Raw genomic sequence first — 22,401 nt, forward strand, 5'->3', positions numbered from 1 at the left:
CAATCTAGCGTCCCTCCACCTCGAAAGGATTCGAACGTGAAAAGAGCACTTGCTGCTCTGGTCATGCTGGGGATCGCGACCGTCACGGCGGCTCCTAGCATGGCAGCTACCACGGTCTACGGTTCCGCGCAGATCAAGTACACCGTCAACGCGACCGCCTCGGTCGCCATCGCGACGAACTACACGACGGCTGCCCCTTGGGGTCAGGCCGCCGGAGCTTCCACGATCTACTCGCAACCGGCGGGCAACTGCACGGCCGGTGCGGCCGAGACCGGCGCGACCCTGACCTTCGGGGCGATCACCCCGCCCACCAGCGGCTACACGAGCTGCTACTACAAGAACGCGCTGCTCCTCGGCGTGAGCTCGAACGACACCAGCGGGTTCAAGGTGTACGAGTACACCGACTCCGTCGCGACCGGTACGGCGATCTGCTCGTACCCGCTCAACGCGACGATGGCCGCCTCCCCGACCGTCTCGGGCGCGACCGCGGCCGTGACGTACGTGGCGTCTTGCCCCACCGTCAACTCGGTTGCCGGCGTGGCCCTGGTCGGTGAGGGTGGGTCGACGGCCGGCACCGGCTTCGGCGGCGCCAGCACGCCGGGCACCGGCACCTGGGATCAGACCGCGACCCCGACCGCCACCACGGCGGGCGCCGTCGGCTCGGTGTTCTTCTCAGCGGCAACGGCCAACGGCTCGTGGCTCTACGGCGGCCAGGACATCTCGTTCAACGTCAGCTCGGCGGCCGCGTCGTCGACCACGACGCAGACGAACGTGGTCACGCTCGCCGTCGTTCCGAACTGACGTCCGGAGCAAGAGACTGAAGCCGTCGCGGGTGGCGACCGAGAATCTAGAGTGATGCGCATCCCCTCGCGTTTGCTCCAAGTTATCGGTGCGACCGTCGTCCTCGGACTGGCGGCCGCAGCCCCCTCGGCGGCGGACCTCTCGGTTGACGTCTCTCCGGCCAAGTACGAGCTCCAGACGGAGCCCGGCAAGCAGGAGACGTTCCCGATCACGGTCCGCAACACGAGTCAGGCGCAGATTCATATCGTCGCTTCGCTCGTGGACTACACCGTCGGGCGCGATGGGCAGTACGCCTTCGCCGCCCCCGGCAAAGGGCAGTTCTCGCTCTCCAAGGACATCACCATCAATCCGCGCGAGTTCGACGTCGATCCGGGTTCGTTCACGCAAGTGCGATTCTCGGTCGACGTGCCGGCTGGCGCGAACGGTGAGTACAGCAATCTGGTCTTCTTCACGACGCGGCCCACTCGCCACGGCGGCGGGCTGTCGATCGCGGAGCGAATCGCCTCGAAGATCTACGTGATCATTCCGGATACGACGCACATCGGCGGGGAGATCGACGACGTGCGCATGCAGTCCGCCGCAGACGGCGCGCACTACCTGGTCAACTTCCACAACACCGGAAATGCTCACGTGTATCTGAGTGGCCGCGTCGAGATCAAACAAGGAAGCGCGATCGTCGACCGACTCACGTTGCCGTCCGGCTTGCTCGTCGAGCGCGGCGGAACGCGCGTCGTCGACATCCTCGGGAAGAAGCTCCCGCCTGGCTCGTACTCCGTCGTCGCCCTGGTGGACTACGGCGGGCCGAACCTGGTCGCTGGACAGACGAACGTCACCGTGCGCTAAGCGCACGGGACACACGCGGAACGGATTCCGGAGCATATGAAAGCATTGTCGCGGACGTTGGCGCTCGTCGCCTTCGTCGCCGTCACCGTCCTCGGTGCCGGTGGGATCGTCGCCCTCGCACAGTCCACGCAGTCGACCCTGCGCGGCGGCGGTGGGATGCGTGCCATAGCGACGCCGGCCGCGGCGCCTTCGGGCGGCCCGACCGCGCCGCCCTTGCCGCTCGGCGACATGCGCCGCAAGGGCCACACGAGCGTCTCCGGACAGACCGTTTTCGATCCGCTCGGCTGGCTCCAGCGTCTTCCGCAATTCCAGCGCAAGCAGATGCTGCACCGGCTGGGACCGCGCTACGCGGGCCAGCAGCCGGCCGGAATGCCCAAGCTCGGCCCGATGTTGCGCGCCAAGCAGGGGATCCGGCACAGCGCGTCCGCGACGGGCGCTTCGATCGTGCTCACCGGTACCGCCACCACGCAGGCGTACCTGGACGACCAGACCGTCGCGTACGGTGCGGACGTCTATTGGGAGTGCGAGAACCTCAAGGCGAACACGACCTACGAGTACATCGTGTTCTCGCCCGACGGTTTCGCGTACACCGTCGGCATCGACGAGTACTGGGCCGGCAACGCGAACTCGAACACGTTCACGACCGACGCGACCGGCCGCTGCGAGCACACCGCCGGCGGCGAGATGTATCCGTATTGGGCCGCAATCACGCTCACGACGCCGCTGGCCGCCACCAACGCGACCATCCTCAACGGCCCCGACACCAATGCGGCTGCTTCGGCCTATTCGGGGATCTGGGCGATCGCGGTCAAGAACACTGCGACCGGAAACTTCGAGGCCGTCGCCTACACGGTCGTCATCGGCACGCTGAACTTCTCGACCTACTCGAATGCCGGGATGACGACGGTGGCGAACGACTTCGCCTCCGGCTCGACGGCGTACGTTCAAGCGACGGGACTCAACCCGGCGCATTTCTACGACTTCGGCTTCATCAATACGTCCGGCAACGGCTTGCCGTGCGTGTACACGATCCCGTCCGGCACGCAGAACTACAACAACGCGGTGTGCTTCACGAACGGCGCGGCCGGCGTCTTGCCGACGAATCAGTCGTTCAGCGGGCAGTGGACGACGCCGGCGAGCGGCACGAACGCCGCCGGCACGTACTCGGTCGAGCTCTACGACGCGACGACGAACGACATGATCTCGCAGCAGCAAGTGTCGGTCAATCCGTCGACGCTGACCTGGAACACGCTGGTTCCCTACAGCTCGACCAGCGGCACCGGGACCAACCTCAACAACATCTTCGCCACCGACGGGCTGTTCAACGTCCAAGCCGGCATCGGTAACGTCACCACCGATCAGTCGGTCACCGGCCTGAACATCTCCGGCAGCGGCACGACCAGCGGTCACGTGTACTCGCTCACGCTGAGTAACGGCAACGGCGTCGTGCTCGCCTCGACCACGAGCGACACCGGCACGACGACGTTCCCGGAGAGCACGCCGGCCGGCCCGCAGTTCTTCAATCCGCCGCTGAGCTTCACGGCGACCGGCACGACGTTCACGGAGAACAACGTCGCCTTCCCGCTGAACACCGCGACGCTGACCTCGTTCGGTGCTTCGCAGACGCCGTTCGCGCCCAACGTCTACACCGCGCAGCTCTACGATTCGACGGCCGGCACCGTGGTGGGCTCCAAGTCGTTCCAGATCGTCTCGTACTCCGGTTCCTTCGAGTGGACGAGCCCGGCCGGCTCGTTCGTCAACGCGAACGCCGGGGGGCTGGCGACGAACGTCACCGCCACCCTCACCAACACGGGCGGCACGCTGTTCGGGACCTGGAACGCCGACGGCATCAAGCAGGTGACGATCGAGCGCGACAGCACCGCGAAGGTCACGATGGGTCTGCAAACCGGGGTGACGACCGCCACTGACTCGCAGGGCCAGACCTGGAACCTCACCACCTATACCGACGCCATCACCGGCGCGCCGGGCGTCAAAGCCGTCCCCGCCGTCGCGGGCGAGTCGCTCGCGCCCGGCTCGACGCTGCCGTTCCCGCTCACCGTGGGCGTCGCGACCGGCAACTGTACCGCCGCTTGCATCCTGCGCACGACGATCACGCCGCTGCACGGCATCGCCGAGAGCATCACCAGCGCGACGATGGCGAACACCGCGACCAACGGCCTCGAGGTCCTGGGCTTCAGCGTCGCCGCGAACCAGCCGTCGTACAGCTGGACGACCATCGGCGACTTCTCCGGTACGCAGCTCGGCACTCCGCGGTACACGCAAGCGATGTACGTGTCCGGTACCGACAACGCGCTCTCGACCGGGACGTATCCCATCACCGTCACCGTCAACAACACCGGCGGTTCGGCGGCGATCAACGCGCTCGAGTTCGTCATGCCGGCGACCTACTATCCGAGCACGAGCACGCCGAAGTTGACCTCCGTGGTCAACAACGGCAACTCGCAAGTCGCCAGCTGGACCGTGTACACCGAAGACGGCGGCAACGGCGCCACCGCGAACGCCAACCTCGGGTCGAACGCGTTCGCCTTCGATTCGGGCAGCAAGTCGATCGCGGTCGGCCAGACGGCGGTCTTCCAGTTCACGCTGCCGATCTCGTTGGCGTCGTTCCCCTTCCAGGTCGTGCCGGTGACGGCCAACTGGACGGGCACCTCGTTCACCGTCGGCCCGACCAGCACGCTGACCAACGCGATCGCGGGGACGACCAACGTCCTCTCCGACGAGATCGGCGTCTTCTCGCTGAACCCGGCCTTCATGACCGCGTCGATCACGCCGGCGGTCGTCGCCGCCTCGGCCGGCTCCTCGTTCACCTTCGCGTTCACCAACACGTCGACCGGTCTGGACCCGAACCCGGACTACGTCAGCCAGCTGCTGATCGAAGTGCCGAGCATGGGCGGCGTCTATCCGTCCTCGGTGTCGGTCACCTCGCCGAACCAGACCGGGGTGACCTGGCATGCCAACGCGACCTCGACGACCGGCACGTACCTGATCGACCTGTGCACGTCGAACACGATCCCGAGCGTGGCGAACCAAACCTACACCGCCTGCACCGCGACGCAGGACGCGAACTCGCTGCCGCCGGGCGACACGCTGGACGTGACCTTCACCTACGCAACGGCACCCGGCGTCGCCACGGCTTCCGTGCCGTGGATCGCCGTCGGCGCGAACGGCGGCGCGGTCGTCGGCTCGGTGACGACGCCCATCAACGAAGAGCCGACGTTGGCCGTTGCCAACACGACGGCTCAGACGAGCATCACCTACGCCGGTGGCTACACCGCGACGCCGGTCTATCCGCCGGTCGCGCCGATCACCGCCGTGCCGGCCAACAGCCAGCCGACGATCGGCGCCTGGGCGAACTACAACGACGGTAACGGATACGTCTTCCAGCTCTACAACAACGGCTCGACCCCGATCACGGACGTCAGCATCCAGATCCCCTCGTCGAACACCTCGGGGCAGATCTTCGACACGCAAGACTGGTCGGTGATCGCGTCGTCGATCTACACCTACGGCGCGGGCGCGGCGGGCGCGCAGTGCAGCGCCAACGGTTACAAGACGCTGACCGAGCCGGTGCGCGGCTCTCCGGGGACGCCGGGCATCATCACCCTGCACGGCTGCACGATCGCGGTCGGCCAGTCGCTCGACGTGTTCTTCTACGCGCTCTCGCCGTACGACATCGGCTCGACGTTCCTGTGGCCGGCATCGGTCGCCGACAACGGAACGCCGGCCAATCCGAACACCAACGCGAACACGCTGGCGGCCTACTCGCTGTCCAACACCGTGCGCGTCATCGATGAGGCCGAGCTGTCGATCCAGGTGCCGACGGGAGTGTCGCCGACCTTCACCTACAACCCCGCGCTGTTCGGACCCAGCGACGCGCCAACCGTCAGTTGCCCGAACTGCACGTTCACCAGCGGCACGGTTCCGATCATCAACCTGAACTCGATCACCGGAACCTTCGACGCGACCGACACGCTGGCGGCCTCGGTCTACTCCGACTCGACCGCCGGCTGGACGCTCTACGTCGCGGCCGACCAGAATCCGCAGATCTCCTCGGGCGGCGGCCCCGCGCTCAACACCTGGATCGACAAGACGGCTTCGTCGCATCCGGGCACCGGTACGTTCACGCCGAACGCGGCAGCCGATACTTCCCCGGGTGTGGTGGTTCCCACGACTGGTACGCAGCAGCTCTCGACCTTCACGGGCGCCGCGCTGCACACGCCGGTCGACAACATCATGAGCTTCCAGCTCAACGTCGGGGCGACGGTGTTGTCGGCGACGCAGACCAATACGATCACCCTCACCTACACCCTCATCGCCAACTGACGGAGAGAATACGTTGATTCGTCGATTGGCCGCCGCGGCCGCCGCCCTCGCCCTCGCCGGAACACCACTCCTCGCTCGCGCCGCAACCGTCGGCTCCGCGCAGCTGGACTACAAGGTGTTGCCGTACGTCCACGCCTCGGTCACCCCGAACTACGCGTCCGGCTTCGGCGTCGCCGGTATCTCGACCAACGGGTTGGGCAGCGGAACGACGCCGGCAAACGGCTCGACCGCGGTCCTCGACGGCGGCCAAGTCGACTTCGGCAACGTCGTGGTCGGCTACAACTACCTCTACAAGTACGCAGCGCAAGTCAACGTGAACACCAACGATCCGTCCGGCTTCATCGTCTATGCGGAAGGCGCCACGGACCTGTTTACGCCGTCCGCGTCGACTTCGCCGCTGTTCCAAACGCTGTTCTGGCTGCCGTCGTCGAGCGGCAACACGGCGTTCAGCTCCGCCACGTCGTTCAACAAGACGGCCGGTACGCCGATCGGCGTCAACGGCGTGAACGGAATCACGTACGGCGGGGCGCCCTCGAGCGCATCGGTGGTCTGGACGAGCGGCGCGTCAGGGTCGCTCTCGCAAGGCTTCGACTACGAGCTGCGGCCCAACGGGTCGATGGCGATCAGTCAGTTCAACGTCTACATCGTCTACACGGTGATCGGAAATTGAGACACACACGCAACCTCGCGCTGCTCGCGCTCGTCGTGCTCGCCGCGCTGGCCGCGTTCTCTCAGGCCGACGCCGTGCAGGCGACCAAGACCTCCAAGATCGTCGAGTTCGAATTCGTCATAACGCCGAGCCCGGCGCCGAGCGTGGGCGCGTTGCCCGCGCCGCAGGTAAAGGCGGCGGCGGCGATCGCCGCCGCGCCTCGCACGGACGCCTCGACGCGGACGCTGCTCGTCGATCCGTTCGCCGGACCGCGCCAAGTCGCATGGGGTGGCCCGAGCTGGGACGTCGCTCCGGGGATCCAGATCGCACAGGTGCAAGCGCAGCCCTCGCCGGTGCCGGTGCAGTTCGTCACCAAAGCGGATCCGAACGCGCAATACTTGCAGGTAACGCCGGGGTCGGCTGGCACGATCCTGACCGCGGTCTACGGAACCAACTACTACGCCTGTGCGCTTACGATCAAGACCTACTACACGACGGCCTACGGCTTGACGGACTGGGGGTACGGCACCTCGACCTCGAGCGCCATCGGCTATCCGATCGAGAACTATCCGACGACGAGCTATCTCGCGTGGGCCGCCGAGGCGAGTCCGGAACCGGTTCCCGAACCGACTCCCGCGACGTTCACGGGCTTCTACAACGAGGGCTCGCCGGGCCAGACGGTCTGGTCGAAGGCGGCGAACGTCACCTACACGGGCTGTATCGATCTGCGGCTGACGGTGCCGACCGCGGTGGCGCCCGGCACGTACTCGGCGGTCATCGAGTACAACCTCCAGGTTACGATCTAGCCGGTCATTCCTCGCGGCGGGTGGTCGCGAGGAGCAAGCTCATCAGCACCAGCAGCGCGACGGCGCCGTAGACGGCGGTCGAGCGCCCGTGCAGCGCGCGATAGTCGTCGGAGCGCAGATCGGTGATCGCCTGCATGTGCGGCACGATCGCCTGTTGCTCGTATGCAGCGAGCCCGAGCGCGGCCGCGATGAGCACGATCCGAACGGCGTCCCAGGTGCGATCGCCGGCGTCGACCGCGCGGGCGAGCGCCGCCAGGATCGCGATGCCACCCAGCACGTAGCCCCAAATCGTGAGCTGCCCGATCGTCGCGGCCGTCAGCGCCGCGAACCGGCTCAGGTCGAGTGGACCGACGATCCGGAAGGCCAGCGGCGCCGAGATGAAGGCAAACCCCACCAGTGCGCCGAGCCAAACGCCGAGCGCCGGGACTTCGATCGCGGCGAGGATGCGGTCGCGTCGGCCGGAAGCTGCACTCCTCATCATTGCCCACCCTTTCCGAGGAGACCGCGCGTGGACCCGCTCGCCTTCGTTACCGACGTCGCCCGCGCCGCCGGCGCGCTCCTGCGCGAGCGCTTCCACGACCGGCGCGAGATCGTCGAGAAGGGGCGCCACGATCTCGTCACCGATGCCGATCGGGCCAGCGAAGCGCTGATCGTCGAGCGCATCGGCGCCGCCTTCCCGGCTGCCGCGATCCTCGGCGAAGAAGGAGGCGTGCGGCCGGGCCGCGGCGGCGAGCGGTTCATCGTCGACCCGCTCGACGGGACCACGAACTACGCGCACCGCTACCCGTTGTTCTGCGTTTCGATCGCGTACGAGCGCGACGGCGTGCTCGAGGCGGGCGCCGTCTACGCGCCGATACTCGACGAGCTGTTCGCCGCACGCCGAGGCGGCGGCGCGACGCGCAACGGTGCATCGATCCACGTCTCCGCGGTGACGCGCGTCACCGATGCGATGGTCTGCACCGGATTCCGCCCCGGTGAGTACGCACGCAATGCGTCTCAGTTCGCGGCGCTCTCGGAGCACGCGCAAGCGGTGCGCCGCGACGGTACCGCCGCGCTCGACCTCGCATACGTGGCCGCGGGGATCTACGAAGCGTTCTGGGAGTTCGGACTACGGCCGTGGGACATCGCCGCCGGCTGGCTGATCATCGAAGAAGCCGGCGGTCGCGTCAGCGCCATCGACGGCGGCCCACTCGATCTCGACGAAGGTTCGATCTTGGGTTCGAACGGCCAGGTTCATGCCGAGATGGAAACGCTGCTCTCCTAGCTCGTTAGCTCGTCCATCGCGGACAGGAAGGTTTCGATCTCTTCGTCGGTCGTGTAGAAGTGCGCGCTGACGCGCAGACCGCAGCCGGGCCGGTAGTCGACGTAGATGCGGCGCGCGATCAGCTCGTGCAGGATGCGATCCGCCTCGGGAACGTCGATGCCGACCCAGCCGGTGCGCTTGGCGGCCTCGTGCGGCGTGTTGACGCGCCAGCCGCGCTCGAGCGCGGCGTGCGTGAGGTGCGTCGTCAGCCGCACGTTGTGCTCGCGGATCGCCGGCACGCCGATCTCGCGGATCAGCTCGTGGCCGGGCTTGGCCACCACGTAGCCGGGAATCGTCGGCGTGCCGGTCGCCCAACGCAGCTGATCGGCGGCGTAGTCGATGGGCGGCGGCGCGAATGCGAACGGATCGCGATGCGCGAACCAGCCCGTCACCAGCGGCCGAAACTGGTCGGCCAGTGCCGGGCGCACGTAGATCCAGCCGCAGCCCGGACCGCCGCACAGCCACTTGTGCGAGCCGCCGACGACGACGTCGAGGTCGAGCGACACGACGTCGTACGGGTAGACGCCGGTCGTCTGGTACGCGTCGAGGACGACCAGCGCACCGACCTCGCGTGCGCGCGCGACGATCGTCGGCACGTCGATGACGACGCCGCTCTGGTAGTAGGCGTGCGAGAGGACGACCACCGCGGTGCGCTCTGTGATCGCGGCGCAGATGCGCTCGGTTGGGATCGTGCGCCCGTCGTCGGTGGGGACGCGGACCGTCTTCGCGCCGGCGCGCTCCCACGCCGTCCACACGTACGCCAGCGAGGGGAACTGCAGCGCCTCGTAGACGATCTCGTTGCGTTCGCTTCCGCGCAGGCCGAGCGACGACGCCAAGGCCGACTGCAGGATGCTGACGTTCGGCGCGAGCGCGACCGAACCGGACGGCGCGCCGACGATCGCGCCGATGCCGTCGGCGATCGTGCGCGCCTCGTCGAGCCAGTGCGGCCACGCGCCTTCGGGTCCGCCATCGGCCCACTGCTCGTGGTAGCGGACCAGCGCGTCGCGCGCGGCAAGCGGCGGCGCGCCCATCGAGTGCGAGACCAGCCATGTGCTCGTCTGCAGGCCGGCGAAGCGGTCGCGCGCGCGGGCACTCGTCGAGGCGATCACGACGGCGTCCCCAGCAGCGTGCGCACTTCCCACAGCGCGGGGAAGAAGCGCTGCGAGAGCGTCGTCTGCAGGTACGCCGCACCCAGCGAGCCGCCGGTGCCGGGCTTCATGCCGATCATGCGCTCCACCATCCGCACGTGGCGTCCGCGCCAGAGCAAGAAGCGCTCGTCGAACTCGATGAGGTCTTCCAACAGCAAGTAGAGCGCATAGTGCTGCTCCTCGTGTTCGTAGATCGTGCGCAGGCTCTGCAGCAGTGCGTCGTGCGAATCGACCGCGAAGCCGTGTCGCGCCAAGAGGCCGTGCAGCGCATCGGGCAGCGTCGGCTCGGCGAGCCGGCGGTCGAGCTCGGCGCGCTCGCCGGGCGTCAGCTCGAGGTGACGCAGCGCGGCGGCGTTGCCGTGGAGCCCGCACAGGAACTCGATTTGGCGAAACTGTGCCGATTGAAAGCCGCTGGCCGGATTGAGGCCCTCGCGAAACGCGTTGAACTCTTGCGGCGTCATCGTCTCGAGCACGTCGACCTGCTGCTCGAGCACCCGCTGGATGGCGTGGATCCGCCGGAACGACTTGGCCGTGCGCAACAGATCGTCGCGCTGCAGAAAGCCGACGACGGCGTCGAGCTCGTGCAGCAGCTGCTTGAACCAGAGCTCGTAGACCTGGTGGATCACGATGAACAGCAGCTCGTCGTGATGCGGCGGATCGCTCAGGCGCTGCTGCAGTCCGAGCAACTCGGGCACGCGCAGGTACGAGCCGTAGGTCAGGGTCGCGGATGGCACCGCGCTTTCTTCCGCAAGGGGCGCCGCGAGCCTACCGGATGGCGCCCCGCGGGACGTTCAGAGCGCCGCACAGCAGCGGCTTGCCGTGCTCGTCGCTCACGCGCACCGTCTGGGTGCCGTGTGCGAACCGTTGCGCCGCGGCTCCGCGCAGCGTGGTGTCGGAGTTGCCGTGCACGACGGGCGCCAGCGGCAGCGCGTCGCGCGCGGGCTGTCCGCACGGACTCGTCGCCAGGCTCGCGAGCAGCTTCTGCGAGCGCACGTCCTGCGAGACGATGCGGATCGTGACGGCGCTGCCCTTGGGCACGACGAACGCCTCGGCCGGCGTCGCCGTGCCGGCGCCGCGTTCGGGGACGAGCGTCGCCGAGGGCCGGTTCGAGAGCGGCTGCTTCGGTTCGCCCTCCGGGTTCGCGGCCTGCGCCGCCGCGAGGACGGGCAGCGCCGCCAGCGCGAACGCGAGCAAGGAGGCAAAGGCAGGCAGTCTCATGCCCCGCTGTTTCCCGCCGCGACGGTGTTCGGCTCGCGGGCGAGGGGCCGTCAGCCGTGCAGCCGCCAGGCCCAGGCGTTCCAGAAGTGCATCCCGGTGATCGAGGGCACGACGCCGGTCAGCCCGTCGCGATACGCGACCCCTTCGCGATTGAAGCCCAAGAAGAGCAGCGCGGAGCGCGCGACCAGCTCGCGCGTGATCGCGCGATCGCCGGCGGCCTGCACGGCGGGCGACGCGGAGCCCAGCTCCGCGCGTGCCGCACGCTCGATGACGGGGTCGCAGACGCCGAAGAAGTTGTCGCCGTTCGGCGGCCGGGTGTCGCAGCGGAAGAGGTACGAGTGGTCGTCGACGCCGTTGGGATCCCAGCCCGAATAGGCGAGATCGAAACGGCCGTTGCGAAAGATGCCGTGCTCGGCCTGCGGGCCCCAGATCTGGTTGTAGCTGTACGCTTTGATCGTCGTGCGGATGCCCACGTGCGCGAGGTCTTGCGCGGCGAGCACGCCGACGCGGCCCGTCGTGGGCGACTCCACGATCGCGACGTATTCGAGCGTCAGCGCCCGGCCGTTCTTGTGTCGCACGCCGTCGACCCCGAGTCGCCAGCCGGCGGCATCGAGCGTCCGCGCGGCGGCGGCCGGATCGTAGCGCGGCTGGTGCAAGGACGGGTCGTACGCGAACGTTCCCGGCAATCGGTCGGAGTCGCCCGGCTCCCAGAGCGGCCCGTCGAGCTCGCGCATGATCCGCGTCCGGTCGATCGCCTGGATCACCGCCAGCCGTACGCGTCGATCGTCCAGCGGTGCGCGCGTGGCGTTGAACTGAAGGTAGTCGAACTCGTTGTGCGGCTGCAGCACGACGTGCGCGTCGCGGCGCGCGCGGATCGCGTCGAGATAGCTGCGTCCTGCTTGCACGCGCGCCAGCAGCAGGTCGAGGCTGCCGGCGTTCCAGAGCGTCTCGACGGTGTTGACGTCGGCGATGATGTTGACGTCGATGTGCGAGATCGCCGGCGCGCCGCGGAAATAGTGCGGGTCGGCGTCGAGCAGCACGTGCGCGCCGCGCTCCCAACGCACGACCCGGTACGGGCCCAAGCCGACCGGCGCGGCGTTGTAGGGGTCGCGGTCGATGCTCGGCTTGCCCGCCAGCAGGTGCGCGGGCAGGATCGGATACGGATCGTTCGCCGCCAGCGTGAAGCACGACGGTACGAACGGCGAGAACGGCGCCGTCAAACGCACGCGCACGGTATAGGGATCCGGTGCGCGGACCGACGCGACGTGGTCGAAGCCGGTACGGTCGGGGACGCTGTTGTGCGGGTTCATCGCGGCGGCGAACGAGAACACGACGTCACGCGCGTCGAACGGCGCCCCGTCCTGCCAGCGCACCCCGCGGCGGAGATGATAGGTGACGGTCCTGCCGTCGCGCGAGATGCCGCCGTTCGCGAGCGTCGGAACGGTCACGGCGAGATCGGGAACCAGCCGCGCCCGCCCGTCGGCGCGCAGCAGATAGCCGTGCCAGAGCGGCGCGAACCCGGCCAGCGTGCCGTTGTCTTCGACCAGCGGATCGAGGCCGGGAAAGTCGGCCCCCGCGACCATCCGCAGCGTGTCGTCGGGCAACGCCGCGCTTCCGCCGCGCGTGCACGCGGTCAGCACGGCGAGCAGCACGGCGGCGAGCAGCGCCCGAGCGATCATGCGAGCGTAGTCGCTGCGGGGAAGCCGGCGACCTTTTCGCGGCGCGAGCGGCGATACCAGGACCAGCCCGTCTCCCGGAACGAACCAAATCATCTGGCCGTACGGAGAGATGGCGGAGCGGTTGAACGCGGCGGTCTTGAAAACCGCAGGCCCTTCGCGGGGCTCGTGGGTTCGAATCCCACTCTCTCCTCGTGCGCCGCGCAGGGTGCACGAGGGGCGTTAGCGGGTCGGGCGGTACTCGACCGTGCGACCTTTGCCGGCGCGTTTGGCGACGTACATCGCCTGGTCGGCATAGTCGAGCATCTGTTCGGGAGTCATACCGTCGACGCTGCGGTACACCCCGATGCTGGCGGTGACGCGCGGCGTCGGGACGACGCTCGCGGCGTGGGTGGCGATGCGTTCGATCAGCGCGTTGCCGATCTTGACCGGGTCGGGGACGTTGCCGTCGAGCCAGAGCGCGAACTCGTCGCCGCCGAAGCGCGCCACGATGTCGGTCGCGCGCACCGAGCTGCGGATGCACTTGGCAACCGCGATCAACAGTTCGTCGCCCTTGGCGTGGCCGTGGGTGTCGTTGACCGTCTTGAAGCCGTCGATGTCGAGCATGTAGACGACGCCGCGCGCCTGCGTGCGCAGCCGGTCGCCCAGGATCGAGGCGAACGCGCTGCGGTTGGAGAGGCCGGTCAGCGCGTCGCTGTCGGCGCGCTCGCGCAGCTTGCTCTCGTGCTGCTGGCGCGAGGTGACGTCGAGCGCGTGCACCATCAGGTCGCCGGAACCGCCGCGCATGCGCACCATCGACATCTCGCCCCAGCGGTTCGGATCGGCGGCCAGCGGCGTGACGATGCTGAAGCTCGGCTTGGAGCCGCCGACCACCTCGGTCATGCCGGCGCGCAGCGCGTCGTGCAGGGTGGGATCGATGGCGTCGAACAGCGTCGCCCCGCCGCCCGCCAACGTTCGATAGGCCGCGTTGGCACGCAGAATCGTTCCGTCGATCAGCACGTTGCACATCCCGATCGGGCTGGCTTCGAACATGATGCGGATGGTCGGATTGGCGGTCTCGTCGGTGCTGCCGTTCACAGTGTCTCCCGAATCACCGGTTGTTTCAAGTATCGGCGCGCCGGAACCGCCGGTACAGGCGGCCTCGGTCACACGCTCAGGGAAAAGTTCCTGTTAAGTGGTCCGGGCCGGACGGCGCCCCCGGCGCCGCCGCAGTCCTCGATGAAACGCCGGTGAGAATGAAAGCTTCCCAGGAGCTCCCTAACGAACGAGGGTACGAAGAGGTAATCATGCGCTTTCCGTTTCTCGTAGCAGCCGCCGCGGTGGCGGTCTCGCTCGTACCGCTGGCCGGCTTCGCCCAAGATCAGCCGCCCTCGTACGCGCAGCCGGCCGCGCCCAGCTATGCCACCCAGGACGAGCAGATCCACGGCCGGATCATCGCGTTCGACGGCCAGTACTCGCTCCAGGTCCGCGACGACCGCGGCTTCGTCGACAACGTCCAGCTCCATCAGGGGACGATCATCAACCCCACCGGCCTGACGCTGGCGCCGGGGATGGTGGTCGCGATCAGCGGCTACAACGCGGGCCCCTTCTTCGCGGCCAACGAGATCGACACGCCGTACACCTCGTACGGCGGCGATTGGTACTATCTCGGTCACCCGTGGTGGTACTACGGCCCGACCTTCTCGCTCGGATTCTTCTTCGGCGGCGGCACGACGTGGTGGCACGGCGGCGCGTGGCGCGGCGCCTACGGCGGCCCCCGCGGCTACTACGGCGGCGCGTGGCGTGGCCGCACCTACGTCGCGCCGCCAAGCCGCGGCGGTTACGTGCCGCACGGCACGCTGCGCGCGCCGGCCGGTCACGAGTACCACGAAACGCCGCATTCGGACGGCCATCACCACTGATCGCGAGGGGCTCCTCGCCGAGCTGCGCGCGTACCTGCCCGTCGATCCGCGCGAAGCGGCGATGCGCGATCGTCTGGTCGCCTTCGTCGCCTCGCACGGCGACGCCGCGTTCGCCCGCAGCCTGCTGGTCGGTCACGTGACCGCGTCGGCGTGGATCGTCGATCCGCGCCGCACGCGCACGCTGCTCACCCATCACCGCAAGCTCGGCAAGTGGCTGCAGCTGGGCGGCCACGTCGACGGCGAGAGCGATCTGCGCCGCGCCGCCCGGCGTGAAGCGACCGAAGAATCGGGGCTCGCGGACCTGCGTTTCGCGCTCGCGGGCATCTACGACGTCGACGTGCACGCGATCCCCGCGCGCGGCGCGGAGCCCGCGCACGAGCACTTCGATGTCCGCTTCGCCTTCGAGGCCGATCCGGCCGCGCCGCTGATCGTCAGCGCCGAGTCGAAAGACCTCGCTTGGGTCCCGCTCGACGCGTTGGCGCGCTACGGCGTTGACGAGTCGGTGCTGCGGCTGGCCCGCAAGACCGCGACGCTACCCGCCTAGCAGCGCGATGGCGCGGTCCAACTGCGGATCGCCGCCCGGCAGCGCCAGCCGCGCGTCGGCGGGCTCGGTGACGACGACGTCCGGCGTGATGCCGACGCCTTCGATGTCGCGGCCGGACGGGGTGCGATAGCGCGCCGTCGTCAGCTTGATGGCGCCGCCGTCGGGCAACGGAAACGTCTCCTGCACCAGACCCTTGCCGAAGGTCGTCGTTCCGATCAGCGTGCCGGCGTGCGCGTCCTGGATCGCGCCGGCGAGGATCTCGGCCGCCGAGGCGGTGTCGCCGTCGACCAGCACCGCCAGCGGCGCTCCCAGCGGCGGGTCGTCGGGCGCGCGGAACGTCTGCGCCGGCGCACCGCGCTCTTGGGTCGTCACCACCACGCCGTGCACGAAGCGGCCGGCGATCGCGACCGCGGCGTCGCGATAGCCGCCGCCGTCACCGCGCAGGTCGAGCACGTACGCGCGTGCGCCGTGCAGCGCGGTCAGGACCGCGCTCAGCTGTTGCGGCGACTGCGCGCCGAACGAGCGCAGCCGCACGTACCCGATCCCGTCGGGCAGGCGGCGGCCGGTCACGTCCGGCGCGACGATCGCGCGGCGCGTCAGCGTCAGCGAAAGCGGCGGAGCGCCGGCGCGTGCGACGCCCAGCTGCACGCGCGTGCCGGCCGGCCCGCGCAGCGCGAGGGCGACGGCCCCGGGCGTGCCGGCCGGCGGCGGGGCACCGTCGATGCTGGTCAGCACGTCGCCGGGCCGCACGCCGGCCTGCGCCGCCGGCGAGCCGGGGAACACGTCGACGACGCGCACGGCATGCGTGTCGGGGTCGACGTCGAGCTCGGCGCCGATCCCGCCCGACGGGCGCCCGTCGAGGAAGCCCACGAATTGTTTGTACGCGCGGGGCGGAAAGATGACGCTATAGGGATCGTGCAACGCGCCCAGCTCGCCGGCGATGGTGTTGCGTACCAGGTCGGCGGTGACGACGCGCGGCGCGTAGCGCACCAGCGTCAGCGCGACGTCGCGATCGATCGCGTTCTCGGCCTCGTACTTGTCGGCGTGCGCGGGTGCCAGCGGGACGCGCGGGTCGGTGACGCCGCGTCCGCGCAGGTAGGCGACGATGCCGGTGCGCGCGCCGCCCAGCAGCACGACCGGATCGACCGGCCGGTAGTACCGTGCGATCACGGTCGTATAACCGATCTCGAGCGCGATGACGTCGAGCGCGGAGAGCGAGGGCGGCGACGCCGCGGAGGCGGAGCGGCCGAGCGTCAGCAGCGCGGCGGCGAGCAGGAGAGAGAGCGGACGACGCACCCGCCACTCTTCCGCGTGGGTACGATCGCTTCATGGCAGCGAAACGGTGGTCGCAGTACGTGACCGAGACGAGCGACGCGCTCGACATCGAGACCGGCACCTTCGCCAAGGACGATCCGAAAGCGATCGCGCGGGAGCTCAAACGCGACGCCGAACGCTCGCACCGGCGCAAGTCTTCGCCCTACCGGTCGGCGATGTCGATGTTGACGTTCTTCATCAACCGAGCGGGCGCGAAGCTGCCGGCGCGCCGGAAACGGATCCTCGAACAAGCGAAGGACGAGCTGCGCGCCGAGTTCGGCCGGCCGACGAAGTCGACGCGCTGAACGCGGCTCCGACCAGCAGCAGCAGGCCGGCCCACGTCGGGATCTTGACGAGCACGTACCACGGGTCGGTGACTGGCACCGCGCGGTGTCCGTCGAGCCACGGCTGCGTCCCGGGCGCGTCGTCGGGTTGCCGCGTCACGAGCATCGGCGCCGGTGCGGCCGGGGGACGGTTCTGAACCGGCAGCAGGGCCAGCCAACACAACGCGACCGCCGCGACCGTCGCGCGCCACGACGTCGTCAACGCCCAGGTCAGGACGGCGATCGTCGTCAGCGTCGGCGGCAGCAACTGCTTCACCAGCGCGACGTCGTACCACGGCACCGCGAGCAAGATCACGCTCAGGCCGGCCGCGACGCGCTCGCGCGGCGTGCGGGCCAGCCCGACCAGCAGCAACGCACCGGGGATCGCGGCCGCGATGTGCGTGAGGTGGACGTACGTACCGCCCAACACGACGCACGAAGCGGGGATCAGCGCCAGCGCGGAGCGCTCGCGCGGCGCGAGGCGAACGGCCAAGACGAGCCCGACGCCGAGCATGAGGATCGTCGAGAGCGAGCCCAGGGCGATCGCGACCGACGTCGGCGCGCCGAACCAGCGCGCCAAGAAAGTCACGCTGAATTGCTGCAGGCCGCCCGCTTCGCCGCGCGCTTGTTGCGGAATGTTGCGCAGCACGTAGTCGAGCTCCGCCGGAACGCCGATCGCCCAGAGCGCGATCGCGATCAGGCCGGCCACGGCGGCGAGGTACGGGAGGCGAGCGCGCGGCACGAACGCCAGCGTCGCGAGGCCGACGGCCACGCCGATGTGCGGCTCGATCAGCGCCGCGGCCGCGAACACGCCGGCCCAGCGGTCGGCGCGCAGATGCAGTGCCGCGCCGGTCGCGACCACGGCGAGCACTTCGTAGGCGCCGATTTGACCGAGCGTCAGGGACTGGAACGCGACGGCGAACGTCAATCCGGCCGCGGCGAGCGCGAGCGGAACGCGCAGCACGCGCACCAGCAGCACGATCGCGGCGACGAGCGCGGCCAGGGAAAGGAGAGCGTGGACGACGATCGCGACCGGGAACGGCAGTCGCGCCAGCAAGCTGAACGCGACCGTGTCCCAGCCCGGCAGCACGAACGGCAACACCATGTTCGGCGAGTCGCGGACGACGTGCATCCCCAGTCCGTGCTGGCAGCTCAGATCCGGCTGGACGTGGTACGGGTCGGCACCGCTGGCGAGCGCGTGACCCGCGCACCACGTCCCCCGCAAATCGTCGAATTGGGTGAGCGGATGCGCGAACGGGGTGTGCGCGAGCTCGACGGCCGTGACCAGCAGACCGAGCCCCAGCAGTGCCGCCAAGAGCACCCGCTCGCTGGGCTGGAAGTGTCTCATTCCAGACAAAGAAGCCATAAGAATCTGAATCAAATCTTACAGATTCGTTGGGATGCTCCTCGCTTTCGGTCAGCGCGGGGCGGCCGCGCGCACCAGCCGATCGCGCACGGCGGCGTTTTCCTCGACGTCGGGCGGAAGCGTCGCGACGATGGTGTCGTAGCCGTCCACGTCGAGCGCGCGCAGGGTCGCGTAGAGCGTGCGGGCCGCCGCCGCCGCGTCGCCGGGAAGCTCGAGTACGGCGACGCGCTCGCCTGCGGCGGCGCGCGCCGCCGCTTCCGCCACGCGCGCGTCCGGCGCGACCAGCACGAGTCGAGCGCGCGGGGCGTAGTGGGAGGGCAAGTTTCCCGGCGTGCGCACCGAGCCGCCCACGCGAGTGACGACGGGCCTGCCGAGCGCGCTTCCCAGCTGCGTGGGCGTGATCGCGCCCGCGCGCAGCACGGCCGGTACGTCCGCCGTGAGGTCGACGATGGTCGACTCGACGCCGACCGCGGCCGAGCCGCCGTCGACGATCAGATCGACCGCGTCGCCCAGGTCGGCGCGCACGTGCGCGGCGGTGGTGGGCGAGACGTGACCGAAGCGGTTGGCGGACGGCGCGCCGACCGCGCCGCCGAAGCGCTGCAGGATCGCGCGCGTGACCGGATGCGCGGGGATGCGCACCGCGACCGTCTCCTGGCCGCCGGTGACGGTCAGCGGCGTGCGCGGTCCGCGCCGTACGACGGCCGTCAACGGTCCCGGCCAGAAGCGCGCCGCGAGCGCGCGCAGCGCCGGCGTCGTCTCGGCCACGTACCCGTCGAGCGCCGCCAGATCGTGCGCGTGGACGATCAGCGGATGGTCGGCCGGCCGCCCCTTGACGGCATAGACGCGGGCGATCGCCGCGGGGTTCGCGACGTCGGCGGCCAGACCGTAGACCGTCTCGGTCGGGAGCGCGACGACGCCGCCGGCGCGCAGCACCGCCACCGCGCGCTCGACGACGGCGCCGTCGATCATCGCGTCAGCGCGCCCTGCCGTCGGGTTCGATCGAAGCGAAGCCCGCGAACGGTTGCAGTACCGGCGGAATCGTGATGCCGCCGTCGGCGCGCTGGTAGTTCTCGACCAGCGCCAGCAGCGTGCGCCCGACCGCAAGACCCGAGCCGTTGAGCGTGTGCACCAGCTCCGGCTTCGCGCCGGCTTCGCGGCGGAAGCGGATGTTGGTGCGCCGCGCCTGGAAATCGGTGCAGTTCGAGCACGACGAGATCTCGCGGTACGCGTCGGCGCCCGGCAGCCAGACTTCGACGTCGTACGTCTTCGCGCTGTTGAAGCCGGTGTCGCCGGCGCACAGCAGCATGACGCGGTGCGCGAGCCCGAGCTCTTCGAGCAGCCCGGCGGCGTTCGCGGCCAACGTCTCGAGGTCGTCGAACGAACGGTCGGGCGTCGTCAGCCACACCAGCTCGACCTTTTCGAATTGATGCTGCCGCACCAGGCCGCGCGTGTCGCGGCCGGCCGCGCCGGCTTCCTTGCGGAAGCACGGCGTATAGGCCGCGTAGCGTATCGGCAGCGCGGGCCCCTCGATGATCTCGTCGCGGTGCATCGCGGTCAGCGGCACCTCCGCGGTCGGGATCAGGTAGAGCTCGCTGCCTTCGTCGCCGTCGACCGCGTACATCTGATCGGCGAACTTCGAGAGCTGGCCGGTCGACCACATCGTCTCGCGCGAGACCAGCAGCGGCGGGTTGATCTCGGTGTACTCGTTGCGCGCCGCGCGGTCGAGGAAGAACTGCACGATCGCGCGCGAGAGCCGCGCGCCCGCGCCGCGCAGCACCGAGAAGCGCGAGCCCGACAGCTTCGCCGCGCGCTCGACGTCGAGCAGTCCGGCCGCTTCGAGCAGCTCCCAGTGCGGCTTGGGCGCGAAGTCGAACGAGGGCGGCGTGCCCCAGCTGCGCGCCACGACGTTGGCGTGCTCGTCGGAGCCGTCGGGGACCGAACCGTCGAGCAGGTTCGGAACGTCGGCCAGCTCCGCGTCGATGTGGTCTTCGAGCGCCGGCACGCTGGCGCCGGCGGCCGCGATGCGCGCGTCGAGCTCGGCGATTCGCGGCCGCAGCTCGGCGGCGGCGCCTTTCTTGTCGGCCGCTTTGGCGATCGAGGCGGTCAACGCGTTCTTTTCGGCCTTGAGCGTCTCGGCGGCGGTCAGCGCGGCGCGCCGTTCGCGGTCCAGCTCGAGCACGCGGTCGACGAACTCGGCGCCGAGTCCGCGCCGGCGCGCCGCGACGCGGACGTGATCGGGCTCGCGCCGCAGCAATTCCAAGTTCAGCACGGCCCGCACCGTTCGCTACGGGCCGGACACCCTCCGTGTCGAAGCGGGTGACGATGCGAGCGATGCGGACCGGTGAGACGTTCGAAACCGATCGGCTGATGGAGCCCAGCGCGGCGGTGGCCGCGTACCTGGCGGCGGCGGCGCCGCACCCGCTCGGCGTCGAGCACGTCCCGCTCGAAGCGGCCTTCGCCCGCATCCTGGCCGAAGACGTGCATGCCCAGACGTTCGTCCCGGCCGACGACCGCTCGACCATGGACGGCTTCGCGGTCCGCTCCGCCGACGGGTTGGCGGCGCGCCGCATCACCGGTACGGTCCGCATGGGGCACGCCCCGCCGGGGCCGGTCCATCCCGGCGAGGCGATGCGAATTCCGACCGGCGGCGTCGTCCCGCTCGGCGCCGACACGATCGTGCCGGTCGAGGACGCGCTGGAGCGCGACGAGGAGATCATCCCGACCGAGGCGCCCCAAGCCGGGGGCTACCTGACCCGGCGCGGCGAGGACATGGCGCCCGGCGCCCTGATCCTGACCGCCGGCCGGCGGATCGGAGCGGCCGAGCTCTCGGTGCTGGCGACCGTGGGGCGGGTCGTCGTTCCGGTCTACCGCCGCCCGCGCGTGGCGATCGTCTCGACCGGGGACGAACTCGTCGATGCGAGCATACGACCCGGGACCGGGCAGGTCCGCGACTCCAACCGCTGGGCGATCGCCGGTGGCCTGGCGGCCCTCGGCTGCGACGTCCTCCACCTTCCGCGGGCGGCCGACGAGGTCGCCGCGACCGTCGCCCAGATCGTCGCCGGCCTCGAGCGCGCCGACGCCGTCGTTCTCACCGGCGGCTCGTCGGTCGGCGTGCGCGACCACGTCCCGGCCGCCATCGACCAGTTGGGCGCGCCCGGCGTCATCGTTCACGGCCTGCGGGTCAAGCCGGGCAAGCCGGCCGTGCTGGCGGCGATCGGAGCGCGTCCGGTGATCGGGCTGCCCGGCAACCCGACCTCGGCGCTGACGATTCTCGACGCGGTGGCGGCGCCGATCTTCCGTGCCCTGACCGGCGAACGCGCCGGCGAGCGCGCCGCCATCGCCACCCGGGCGGCGGCACCGTTCCCCGGCCGCGAGGGCTGGACGTGGTACGTTCCGGCCGTCGTCGACGCCGCCGGCGCCCGTCCGCTCGTGCTGCGCTCCTCGCACACCAGCCTGCTGGCACGGGCCAGCGGCTACGTCGTGGTGGGACCGCATCCCGGCCACGTCGAGGCCGGCGCGCCGGTACGGGTCGTGCGCTTCCTGGGGGCGTCGTGAAGCGCGCTCCGGCGGCGCTCGCCGCGTTCGCGATCCTTGCGCTGAGCGGCTGCAACGGCGGCGGCGGCGCCGACGAGCCGCAGCCGTTCGGGGCGCGCTCGGCGCAAACGGTCATCGAGGACGGGCTGATCCTGGCGGCGGTGAAGGCCAAGCTGACCGCCGACGAGCCCAACTCGACGACGACGCTGGGCGTCGGGGTCGACAGCGGCGTCGTCACCTTGCGCGGCAGCGTGCTCAGCGCGGCCGAACGCGCGCGCGCGGTGGCCGATGCGCGCGGCGTGCGCGGCGTCAAGCGCGTCGTCGACGACCTGGGTGTCAACCCGCACGGGCCGCGTCCGAAGGAACAAGTGGCCGACTTCGCGCTGGCGGCGCGGGTCGAGCTGGCGATCCAGTCGGCGACCGGCTTGGTCAAGGTCGGCGTGCGCGTCGATCACGGCGTGGCCACGCTGACGGGTTCGGTCAACGACGCCAAGACGCGCGACCGGGTCGTTGCCGCCGCGCGCGGGACCGACGGCGTGCGCAACGTCGTCGACCAGCTCCGGGTCGGAGGGACGTGACCTCGCGCCCAGCCTTACCGCAGCCCGCCGCCCACGTGGCGGCGATTCCGCCC

At 69.9% G+C, this 22,401-nt stretch carries 21 protein-coding genes and 1 tRNA gene; 12 read left to right on the forward strand and 10 right to left on the reverse strand.

The annotated features are described in order from the left end of the window. Positions 1 to 99 precede the first annotated feature (99 nt). Genes VMD91_02970 through VMD91_02990 form a run of 5 tightly spaced genes read left to right on the forward strand, consistent with a single transcriptional unit; the run spans position 100 to position 7,443 of the window. Positions 100 to 801 (forward strand): hypothetical protein, encoded by a 702-nt coding sequence (locus VMD91_02970; GenBank protein ID HTW83015.1) that lies wholly within the window; start codon positions 100 to 102, stop codon positions 799 to 801. 54 nt (positions 802 to 855) lie between these two features. Next, positions 856 to 1,644, forward strand: coding sequence for a hypothetical protein (locus tag VMD91_02975; GenBank protein ID HTW83016.1), 789 nt, complete (start codon positions 856 to 858; stop codon positions 1,642 to 1,644). A gap of 45 nt (positions 1,645 to 1,689) precedes the next feature. Beyond that, positions 1,690 to 5,988: a hypothetical protein gene (locus VMD91_02980; GenBank protein ID HTW83017.1), complete on the forward strand. Its 4,299-nt coding sequence runs from the start codon at positions 1,690 to 1,692 to the stop codon at positions 5,986 to 5,988. 13 nt (positions 5,989 to 6,001) lie between these two features. Then, the gene (locus VMD91_02985; GenBank protein ID HTW83018.1) at positions 6,002 to 6,658 is read left to right on the forward strand and encodes a hypothetical protein; all 657 of its coding nucleotides are present in this window, start codon (positions 6,002 to 6,004) and stop codon (positions 6,656 to 6,658) included. Further along, on the forward strand, positions 6,655 to 7,443 hold the full coding sequence (locus tag VMD91_02990; protein ID HTW83019.1) for a hypothetical protein: 789 nt from the start codon (positions 6,655 to 6,657) through the stop codon (positions 7,441 to 7,443). The genes VMD91_02985 and VMD91_02990 overlap by 4 nt, the downstream gene beginning before the upstream one ends. Positions 7,444 to 7,447: 4 nt before the next feature. Here the strand turns inward: VMD91_02990 and VMD91_02995 are convergent, their stop codons facing one another. Beyond that, positions 7,448 to 7,924 (reverse strand): DUF4149 domain-containing protein, encoded by a 477-nt coding sequence (locus tag VMD91_02995; protein ID HTW83020.1) that lies wholly within the window; start codon positions 7,922 to 7,924, stop codon positions 7,448 to 7,450. A 27-nt stretch (positions 7,925 to 7,951) separates the two neighbouring features. Between VMD91_02995 and VMD91_03000 the strand changes: the two genes are divergently transcribed. Further along, positions 7,952 to 8,707: an inositol monophosphatase family protein gene (locus VMD91_03000; GenBank protein HTW83021.1), complete on the forward strand. Its 756-nt coding sequence runs from the start codon at positions 7,952 to 7,954 to the stop codon at positions 8,705 to 8,707. On the opposite strand, the gene VMD91_03005 is transcribed toward VMD91_03000, so the two are convergent. The 4 genes from VMD91_03005 to VMD91_03020 are packed head-to-tail and all read right to left on the reverse strand — an operon-like array spanning position 8,704 to position 12,791. Then, positions 8,704 to 9,855, reverse strand: coding sequence for an aminotransferase class V-fold PLP-dependent enzyme (locus VMD91_03005; protein ID HTW83022.1), 1,152 nt, complete (start codon positions 9,853 to 9,855; stop codon positions 8,704 to 8,706). The genes VMD91_03000 and VMD91_03005 overlap by 4 nt on opposite strands. Next, positions 9,852 to 10,628 carry a tryptophan 2,3-dioxygenase family protein gene (locus tag VMD91_03010; GenBank protein HTW83023.1) on the reverse strand — a complete coding sequence of 259 codons (777 nt, stop codon included), beginning with the start codon at positions 10,626 to 10,628 and terminating at the stop codon, positions 9,852 to 9,854. The genes VMD91_03005 and VMD91_03010 overlap by 4 nt, the downstream gene beginning before the upstream one ends. Positions 10,629 to 10,659: 31 nt before the next feature. Beyond that, positions 10,660 to 11,112, reverse strand: a complete 453-nt coding sequence (locus VMD91_03015; protein ID HTW83024.1) for a hypothetical protein — start codon at positions 11,110 to 11,112, stop codon at positions 10,660 to 10,662. Between the two features lie 50 nt (positions 11,113 to 11,162). Further along, positions 11,163 to 12,791, reverse strand: a complete 1,629-nt coding sequence (locus tag VMD91_03020) for a peptide ABC transporter substrate-binding protein (GenBank protein HTW83025.1) — start codon at positions 12,789 to 12,791, stop codon at positions 11,163 to 11,165. Between the two features lie 103 nt (positions 12,792 to 12,894). On the opposite strand from VMD91_03020, the gene VMD91_03025 reads away from it, so the two are divergent. Beyond that, a tRNA-Ser gene (locus VMD91_03025) sits at positions 12,895 to 12,981 on the forward strand. A gap of 29 nt (positions 12,982 to 13,010) precedes the next feature. On the opposite strand, the gene VMD91_03030 is transcribed toward VMD91_03025, so the two are convergent. After that, on the reverse strand, positions 13,011 to 13,865 hold the full coding sequence (locus VMD91_03030; GenBank protein HTW83026.1) for a diguanylate cyclase: 855 nt from the start codon (positions 13,863 to 13,865) through the stop codon (positions 13,011 to 13,013). 209 nt (positions 13,866 to 14,074) lie between these two features. On the opposite strand from VMD91_03030, the gene VMD91_03035 reads away from it, so the two are divergent. Continuing rightward, entirely contained in the window at positions 14,075 to 14,689 is a 615-nt protein-coding gene (locus VMD91_03035; protein ID HTW83027.1) for a hypothetical protein, read from the forward strand. Between the two features lie 61 nt (positions 14,690 to 14,750). Then, positions 14,751 to 15,233, forward strand: coding sequence for an NUDIX hydrolase (locus tag VMD91_03040; GenBank protein HTW83028.1), 483 nt, complete (start codon positions 14,751 to 14,753; stop codon positions 15,231 to 15,233). On the opposite strand, the gene VMD91_03045 is transcribed toward VMD91_03040, so the two are convergent. Further along, positions 15,222 to 16,529 carry a S41 family peptidase gene (locus VMD91_03045; GenBank protein HTW83029.1) on the reverse strand — a complete coding sequence of 436 codons (1,308 nt, stop codon included), beginning with the start codon at positions 16,527 to 16,529 and terminating at the stop codon, positions 15,222 to 15,224. The two genes, VMD91_03040 and VMD91_03045, sit on opposite strands and share 12 nt — an antisense overlap. A gap of 32 nt (positions 16,530 to 16,561) precedes the next feature. Here VMD91_03045 and VMD91_03050 point away from each other — a divergent pair, with 32 nt between their 5' ends. After that, positions 16,562 to 16,852, forward strand: a complete 291-nt coding sequence (locus VMD91_03050; protein HTW83030.1) for a DUF3175 domain-containing protein — start codon at positions 16,562 to 16,564, stop codon at positions 16,850 to 16,852. Here the strand turns inward: VMD91_03050 and VMD91_03055 are convergent. The 3 genes from VMD91_03055 to serS form a co-directional block, all read right to left on the reverse strand. Further along, the gene (locus tag VMD91_03055) at positions 16,746 to 18,218 is read right to left on the reverse strand and encodes a glycosyltransferase family 87 protein (protein ID HTW83031.1); all 1,473 of its coding nucleotides are present in this window, start codon (positions 18,216 to 18,218) and stop codon (positions 16,746 to 16,748) included. The two genes, VMD91_03050 and VMD91_03055, sit on opposite strands and share 107 nt — an antisense overlap. Positions 18,219 to 18,287: 69 nt before the next feature. After that, a complete protein-coding gene (locus tag VMD91_03060) occupies positions 18,288 to 19,205 on the reverse strand; it encodes an L-threonylcarbamoyladenylate synthase (GenBank protein ID HTW83032.1) in 918 nt (305 codons plus the stop codon). A gap of 4 nt (positions 19,206 to 19,209) precedes the next feature. Beyond that, entirely contained in the window at positions 19,210 to 20,514 is a 1,305-nt protein-coding gene (gene serS / locus VMD91_03065; protein HTW83033.1) for a serine--tRNA ligase, read from the reverse strand. A gap of 44 nt (positions 20,515 to 20,558) precedes the next feature. Here serS and VMD91_03070 point away from each other — a divergent pair, with 44 nt between their 5' ends. Together VMD91_03070 and VMD91_03075 are read left to right on the forward strand one after the other, a co-directional pair. Continuing rightward, positions 20,559 to 21,791 carry a molybdopterin molybdotransferase MoeA gene (locus tag VMD91_03070; GenBank protein ID HTW83034.1) on the forward strand — a complete coding sequence of 411 codons (1,233 nt, stop codon included), beginning with the start codon at positions 20,559 to 20,561 and terminating at the stop codon, positions 21,789 to 21,791. Next, positions 21,788 to 22,348 (forward strand): BON domain-containing protein, encoded by a 561-nt coding sequence (locus VMD91_03075; GenBank protein ID HTW83035.1) that lies wholly within the window; start codon positions 21,788 to 21,790, stop codon positions 22,346 to 22,348. The genes VMD91_03070 and VMD91_03075 overlap by 4 nt, the downstream gene beginning before the upstream one ends. Positions 22,349 to 22,401: the final 53 nt, after the last annotated feature.

The sequence above is a fragment of the Candidatus Sulfotelmatobacter sp. genome (assembly GCA_035504415.1).
In the GTDB taxonomy this organism is placed as follows: Bacteria; Vulcanimicrobiota; Vulcanimicrobiia; order Vulcanimicrobiales; family Vulcanimicrobiaceae; genus Vulcanimicrobium.